Source organism: Microcoleus sp. Aus8_D2, from assembly GCF_036702665.1.
Lineage (GTDB): Bacteria > Cyanobacteriota > Cyanobacteriia > Cyanobacteriales > Microcoleaceae > Microcoleus.
In genome coordinates this window covers 1-3,452 of the sequence record NZ_JAUBUN010000097.1, presented here as the reverse complement: position 1 = coordinate 3,452, position 3,452 = coordinate 1, and the positions used below count along the sequence as shown (strand labels likewise).

The window sequence follows — 3,452 nt, the reverse complement described above, 5'->3', positions numbered from 1 at the left end:
GCCTCTGAAGCTATTATGTCGCTTCTGCAAAAAATCGATGGAACCGCACCTATCGGGTAAAGTTTTGTTGTAGCATATTTACACTTAGTCCGCGCCTTTACCCCCCCTTAATAAGGGGGGCAAAACGTAATTATTAATATTAATGATTAATATTAATAGCAATAAGTGAATGAGCGAGGAAAGGTCGATCGTAAAATAGACACAAAAAAACCACCTTCTTAGGGGTGGCTTGGTTTTAAGGAAGATGACTTAGACTTCAACGAGCTCAACCGATTCATCGATACCCAGGTAATACCTCAAGATAACGTCCACACTGTTACCGCAGGCGTGAGCGAGTAACATCAATGCAGATGTATCACTTTTATTAGCCCAAGCTGTAAGGGTAATGTAAGTATGCCTGGTATGGTAAGGGGGGAGGTATTGAGATATTTTTCCTTCTTCTGCTAGGCGCGTCACTACGCCGGGGTAGTGATAAACCTTGCCGGAGGTTTTCTTGTCAATAAACCCTAGCCAGACATTACTTTGTTGATAGGATGTATAACACCCCCCGTCAGTTTGTTGAAAAACCAAATCATTTACCCTTGCATCTAGAGGTTTAGTGCGAGTTAAAAGTTGACCTAGTTTAGTCGTCAACCGGATCATCCTAACTTCTTTTGTTTTGGTGCATTGTATCTTTTTTATTCGGCCTACATAACTTTTGCTAAAGACGATAACACCACTACTGAACTTAATGTCACCCCACGTTAAAGCAAAAGCTTCGCCGGGGCGACAGCCTGTTAGGAACAGGAATTCAATCAAAGGTGCAATTTGACGCTCGTTAGATTTAGGTGACTCATAAAACGCGCTGAGAATAATATCACGTTCATTCTTAGTAAATGAACGCTTGTCATTCTCAGCCTCGATCGTGCCATTTTTGTCTACTGCTTCCCACCATTGAATTACCTCACCATCTGTTGTAACAGTGGGGTTATACTTCTCTCTTGTGTCAGGCAAAACCTGTTTCCAAAGTTGATGGAAGGGATTAGTAGCAATCTTTGTTTTGCCTGATGATTGAGTGCGTAAAAATGCTTCATTAAGCGCCTGGAAAAGTGCAGCCACTTTTTTCTTAGCAAATGGTGCTGCCAGTAGTTTTTCAGTAACTTCGTTACAGTTTATTGGCAATTGCCAGACACCCGTACCGATATCGTCACAAGCTCGTGCTTTAGGGTTCCATTTTAATCCTTTAAGGATATTGGTGTAATAAACCCGATAGCTTGCATAAAAGGTACTAGGTTCCACTGTTGTGATCTTCCAAACTAGGTATTCCTCCCACATCTGACCCACGGTCATTTCGGGTTCAGGTTGTACCGTACCAGGCAGTTGAAGTACATCAGCTAGTTTAGCATATTTGCCCCCTCCCAAGCCATATTTAGCAAGGGTGGGGTCAAATAGCTTTTCCCACTCTGGATGGTCTAAATCAGCTTCCATTGCGATCGCCAATTGCGTCGCCCGCTTCCAGTCCTCTGGTGTATCAGAGTAGCCATATTTGCCTATTCCTAAGCACTTAGGCTTACCCTTGAGTGATTTACCGTCTAGTAGCTCCCACAGGGTGCTATGGCGCTTGGGGAAGCGCAAGGCGAGTGACCCTTTGTCAGAGTAAACAGATACATCACAAGCGGACTGTACTTTGTTCTGAGCTTTCATGGCGTTTCTCCTGAAACTATTGATTTGTCAAGGTTCGGGTTTTTCTAGATTTATTCTAGATTACTCTCATCTGGCTCTTAGTATTAATCATTATAAATAATAGCTGTAACTAGCATAGCATATTTCGGATCAAGTTTAAAAAATCTTCAACATAACTGATCGAGACTGGTCGAAAGTCGGCGGCCCAGCAGGCCCGATTAAGGTCATTAACAGACCTGAAATTAGCGGTACTCACCAAACTTTCAAAGAACAAGTGCTCGGAGGTGGTAGTTTTGGTACCGGGCCAAATTTTAGTACGCTCGATCGAGATCCGACAACTCCGCTGCTGCAAGCTTTAGGCAACAACGGCATCGGCTATGCCACTTTCGCTCAAGTTGTCAATCAGAAAACGGTGCGAGTTGTACCCGTAGACGCTGCGACGCCGGAAGCCCCCAATTATCGCTATCAGCGCCAGTTGTACTACGCTTACAAAAATCCCCCCAGCCAAGCGGTTAAGGATTTCTTGGGTTACGCGACTTCCGACGAAGGAAAAAAAGCGATGCTGGCCGGAAATTAACTGGACTTAGTTCGCCCTAAACTCTCGCGGGTGTGTGGCTGCGGGAATTTTCGCGACTATGTGAACAGTCCTCAAGGCAGAAACCGGGTTTTTTACGAAAATAGTGGTTTATAGGCTTTAATATCGGTAAAAAACCCGGTTTCTTGGGTCGGAGTGCATCCAGAACTATGTTAATTTTTAAGAGCTGAGCCGATCGGCTAAAATTCGATGTAATTTAAAATCTAAGGTTTTCCGTGAGCAAAAGTCGCGAACCAGTCGAGAGTTTACTTCTCTACTATTTATTCAAGTGGTCAATTGTCAGCCCGATGCTGCACCTTTACTTTCGGGGGCGCATCTACGGTGCAGAAAATGTTCCAGCAGAAGGGCCATTTGTGGTAGTCAGCAATCACGCCAGCGATTTTGACCCGCCGATTTTGTCTAGTTCCATGAGGCGGCCGGTGGCATTTATGGCGAAGGAAGAGTTATTTAAAGTTCCTATTTTGAAACAGGCAATTACGCTTTATGGTGCCTATCCAGTGAAGCGGGAAAGTGCCGATCGCAGTGCAATTCGCTCGGCTATCCAGTCTTTGGAAAATGGCTGGGCGACGGGTGTATTTTTGCAGGGAACTCGGACGCCAGACGGTAGAATTACTGACCCGAAATTGGGGGCTGCGCTGATAGCTGCTAAGGCAAAAGCGCCGCTGTTACCTGTTAGTTTGTGGGGAACTCACGCGATCGCGTCGAAGGGTTCGGTAGTGCCGCGTCCAGTGCCGCTGACGGTGCGAATTGGCCAGCTAATTGAGGCACCCGGTTCGTCGGATCGCGAGGAATTGCAAGCGCTGACTCAAAGATGTGCAACTGAGATTAATGCGATGCACGATTTGGGCCGCTGATTCAGCTTGCAGGCTTTTGTACAACTTACATCGGTTCGATCGTTCGGACTTCAGTCCTTCTTTTCTTAGGACTTGCATTCCGAACGATCAAACCTATTTTAGGGCAGTTTCGCAGTCAGGACTTCAGTCCTTCTTTTCTTAGGACTTGCATTCCGAACGATCAAACCTATTTTAGGGCAGTTTCGCAGTCAGGACTTCAGTCCTTCTTTTCTTAGGACTTGCATTCCGAACGATCAAACCTATTTTAGGGCAGTTTCGCAGTCAGGACTTCAGTCCTTCTTTTCTTAGGACTTGCATTCCGAACGATCAAACCTATTTTAGGGCAGTTTCGCAGTCAGGAC

The 3,452-nt window shown here is 45.5% G+C and carries 3 protein-coding genes; 2 read left to right on the top strand and 1 reads right to left on the bottom strand.

All coding sequences use genetic code 11. The annotated features are described in order from the left end of the window. Positions 1 to 249: 249 nt before the first annotated feature. Entirely contained in the window at positions 250 to 1,683 is a 1,434-nt protein-coding gene (locus tag QUB64_RS32740; protein WP_333277793.1) for a tyrosine-type recombinase/integrase, read from the bottom strand. Between the two features lie 142 nt (positions 1,684 to 1,825). On the opposite strand from QUB64_RS32740, the gene QUB64_RS32735 reads away from it, so the two are divergent. Both QUB64_RS32735 and QUB64_RS32730 read left to right on the top strand, forming a co-directional pair. Beyond that, positions 1,826 to 2,239, top strand: a complete 414-nt coding sequence (locus QUB64_RS32735) for a substrate-binding domain-containing protein (RefSeq protein ID WP_333277797.1) — start codon at positions 1,826 to 1,828, stop codon at positions 2,237 to 2,239. A 233-nt stretch (positions 2,240 to 2,472) separates the two neighbouring features. Next, positions 2,473 to 3,111 (top strand): lysophospholipid acyltransferase family protein, encoded by a 639-nt coding sequence (locus tag QUB64_RS32730; protein ID WP_333277791.1) that lies wholly within the window; start codon positions 2,473 to 2,475, stop codon positions 3,109 to 3,111. Positions 3,112 to 3,452: the final 341 nt, after the last annotated feature.

Excerpts from the sequence above, each read along its gene's own strand:
- QUB64_RS32740 (WP_333277793.1), bottom strand. The coding sequence starts at position 1,683 with ATGAAAGCTCAGAACAAAGTACAGTCCGCTTGTGATGTATCTGTTTAC.